The following is a 3,756-nucleotide window of genomic DNA, read 5'->3' as shown; positions in this document are numbered from 1 at the left end:
TCTTTTTTCTTATTCTCTCAAAGCTGGTACGTCGTCAACGTGTTGAACTTGGATGCCTCCCTCGGGTTCATCTATATTGCCGCAAGTATTCCGAGACTGTTGTTCATGATCATCAGCGGGACAGTCGCTGACCGTTATAGTAAAACGAAAATCATGTTTTTGTCCGATTTCATTAGAGGTCTTCTTTTAGCAGGTCTTGTGGTCTGGTTTCTGTTCGGTGGAATCACCTTATGGACATTCGTTGGCTTCGCTTTCTTCTTCGGAATTCTTGATGCTTTCTTCTGGGCGGCTGAGAGTGCAGTCATTCCAATGATTGTCCATAAAGAAAACCTGACGCGCGGAAACTCGATTATCCAGATGACGAACCAAACGTCATTTATCCTGGCCCCAATGATTGCAGGCGTCATCATCGCCTATGGAAATTATGTCGCAGTGTTCGTAACGACAGCCGTTATGCTGATCATTGCCAGCCTCTTCATCTTTTCTATGAAAATTAAAAACTCAGACACTCAGCAAGAAAATAAGGAAAAAGATTTCTGGGAGACGTTCAAAGAAGGTTTTGTCTATGTAAAAGAATCCCGATTGTTGACATTGATCGTGCTTGCGACCGTATTCCTTAATCTTTTTATTGTAGGACCGATGTCGATGGGGCTTCCTCTTTTTGTGAAAAATATCTTGGAAGGATCAGCGGTGGATTTCAGTTTCTTAGAAGCCGGCCTTGCCGGGGGAATGCTTGTTGGATCCATACTGATCGGTATTTTGAATGCCAAAAAAAACCGTGGAAAGTTGACTTTAAGTACACTCGTGCTTTCAGGCATCGCTTTTACAGGGTTGAGCTTCACGACAGAGTTATGGCAAAGTATTCTCATGTTAGGGTTATTCGGGATGTGCCTTTCCTTTTCCAATATCTCTTCGATATCGGCAATCCAAAGCATCATCGATGAAAAAGTATTGGGACGCGTGATGGGATTAATCTCTCTTGCTTCCATGGGGTTGATCCCTGTAAGTTATGCGATTACGTCAGGAGTGCTTGCTTTAGGAGTGTCTATCGATAATATCATGGCAGTGGGCGCAGTCTTAGTTACTTTGTTCGCAGGTTTTGTTTTTCTAACATTTAAAGAACTGAGAGAGCTGGATTAGAAATGAAAACCACCTCCTGAGAGGTATAAAAAGAGAATAAAAAGGCTATTTTCCATGTGAAAATAGCCTTTTTATTCTTTTAACATTAGATAGTGAGTGGAGTTAGAATATTTATCAGCTTTTGTAAATCCAAAGGAAGTATAGAATTGATCTCCTTGTTTTGTATCGGTATGAAGAACTAAAACATCAAAATTCATTTTTGCATAGCTCTTAATGTTATTTAATAACAGCCTCCCCACCCCTTTTCTGCGATAAGCTTTAGAAACATAAAACCTTCTTAATCGAGCTATTCTTTGCTCGTATGAAAATGGATTTACGTTAAGCCCGCCAATCGCAATAATTACTCTTTCCTTGTTAAACACTCCATAAATTGCCTCTCCACAGTCACTAAAAGTGTTCGAGCCATCATCATAATCCCTTATTAACCTTTCCAGAAAACGAAAACCATCTTTTTTGCCCTCCGCTGCTAAATCAGATAAATCATACTGCATCAGATTTTCAATTTTTCTTACTTGGAATTCGTACATATACACACCACTCCAATAATCTGATAATAAAAGAAGTGTCTCCCTTACCTTAAAGGAAGACACTTTGATGGTTTATTTTATGACAAGTACAGGGCATGATGCATGCTGAACAATATTGTTACTGACACTGCCGAGGAAAATTCGTTTAACATTACCTAATCCACGACTTCCGACAATGATAAAGTCGATGTCGTTTTCTTTTGCATACTCGCATACATTTTCGCCAGGATTATTTTCTAATTCTCCAACGAGAACGTTTGTGACAACAGCGACATTCTCTGATTCGATCTCTTGCTTGATTTCCTGCAAGTCAAATTCATAATTTTTAGCCATTTCATCGCCTATCTGTTTAGAGACAGCTCTGTTTGTGAATGGTCCTGTAGGTTTGACGACGGAGACGATGTGGATCTCTCTGTCCGGTGTTTCCACTGAATGATTTTTTGCTTCCAATACGGCCTGTTTACTAGGTTCACTGCCATCATAAGCGACGAGGATTTTCTTAGTCATTGGGAAACCCTCCAAATTATAAATTTTATTAACTAACCTACACCCTTATTTTATCACATTTGACAGCGTTTTCATATGGGAGCTAAGCCTTTCCACCAAAGTTGTGAAATTTGTCACAATATATACACGGGTAGGTATATTGTATTTTGTTTTACCCGGGAGTACAATTTAACTATCGACTTATTGTGAAATAATTCACATTTATTATCTTATCTAATACCCTATACTGTATTTACTTAATGAGGAGTGAGGTTGAATGGCTAGAAAAATCATTATTGTCGGCGGTGTGGCTGGAGGGGCTACAGCTGCAGCAAGACTGCGAAGGCTTAACGAGAAAGATGAAATTATTATGATTGAAAAAGGAGAATACATCTCTTTTACGAATTGCGGTCTGCCCTATTATATCGGTGACGTGATCACCAACCGGGATTCACTGCTTGTCCAGACGGTTGAAGGAATGTCCAAGAAATTTAACCTTGATATCCGCAACTTGAGTGAAGCCGTGGGCATCGATCGAGAGAACCGGACGCTTGCGATTAAGGATTTAAGAACGGGTGACCTATATAGAGAAAGCTTTGATAAATTAATTCTATCTCCAGGCGCACGGCCGATTGTTCCTCCTTTTGACGGGTTAAAAGAAGCCAATCATGTATTTACCTTGAGATCTGTGCCTGACACCGATCAAATCAAGGCATGGGTCGATAACAAACAACCGGAGAGAGCCGTCGTCATCGGCGGAGGTTTTATCGGCTTAGAAATGGCAGAAAACTTAGTGCACCGCGGAGTACAGGTGACGCTCATAGAGCTGGGAAACCAGGTCATGGCACCGCTTGATTACGAAATGGCCTCTCTCGTCCACAAGGAGTTAGTGGATAAAGGAGTACAGCTGATTTTGGAAGATGGAGTGAAGGCCTTTGAAAATGAAGGAAAAACCATCATTCTCGAAAGTGGGACGAAATTATCCAGTGACCTTACGATTTTAGCGATCGGTGTTCGTCCTGAGAATGAGCTTGCCGAACAGGCAGGACTTGAAATTGGCAAACGCGGTGGAATCGTCGTCAATGAGCATCTTCAAACGAGAGATACGGATATTTATGCTGTTGGAGACGTAATCGAGGTCAAAGACTATATCCAGCAGGTTCCGAGGATGGTGCCGCTCGCCTGGCCAGCCAATCGTCAGGGAAGACTTGTGGCGGATCATATCCATGGAAAAGAAGCTTCCTATCGAGGAACGTTAGGAACTTCTGTGGCAAAAGTCTTCGATCTAACTGTGGCTGCAACAGGAAACAATGAAAAGGTGCTGGCTAACTTAGGCATAAATTCAGAAGCGATTCACATCCACCCGGCGTCCAATGCCACATACTACCCTGGCGGTCAGGCGATTGCACTAAAACTGATATTCGACCCTGAGACAGGCAAAATATTCGGTGCGCAGGCTGTTGGATACAAGGGAGTAGAAAAACGAATCGATGTGATTGCCACAGCGATTAAAGGTGGATTACATGTGGCGGATCTCGCGGATTTGGAGCTCGCCTATGCCCCTCCTTATTCTTCCGCCAAAGATCCTGTGAATATGGCGGGG

At 42.1% G+C, this 3,756-nt stretch carries 4 protein-coding genes; 2 read left to right on the top strand and 2 right to left on the bottom strand.

Annotation, left to right across the window (positions count from 1 at the left end; translation table 11 throughout):
- Window positions 1–1,140 (top strand): MFS transporter (locus LD39_RS06710; RefSeq protein ID WP_035544346.1); only part of this gene is annotated, 1,140 nt, incomplete at its 5' end.
- Window positions 1,141–1,211: 71 nt separating this feature from the next.
- Here the strand turns inward: LD39_RS06710 and LD39_RS06705 are convergent.
- Together LD39_RS06705 and LD39_RS06700 are read right to left on the bottom strand one after the other, a co-directional pair.
- A complete protein-coding gene (locus LD39_RS06705) occupies window positions 1,212–1,667 on the bottom strand; it encodes a GNAT family N-acetyltransferase (RefSeq protein WP_035544345.1) in 456 nt (151 codons plus the stop codon).
- 72 nt (window positions 1,668–1,739) lie between these two features.
- Window positions 1,740–2,174, bottom strand: coding sequence for a universal stress protein (locus tag LD39_RS06700; protein ID WP_035544343.1), 435 nt, complete (start codon window positions 2,172–2,174; stop codon window positions 1,740–1,742).
- A gap of 256 nt (window positions 2,175–2,430) precedes the next feature.
- Between LD39_RS06700 and LD39_RS06695 the strand changes: the two genes are divergently transcribed.
- On the top strand, window positions 2,431–3,756 hold a 1,326-nt coding region (locus tag LD39_RS06695; protein WP_035544342.1), incomplete at its 3' end, for an FAD-dependent oxidoreductase.

It is taken from the genome of Halobacillus sp. BBL2006, assembly GCF_000786645.1.
GTDB lineage: Bacteria > Bacillota > Bacilli > Bacillales > Halobacillaceae > Halobacillus.
Note: the sequence above shows the minus strand (reverse complement) of the source record. Positions and strands in the feature narration are given on the sequence as shown.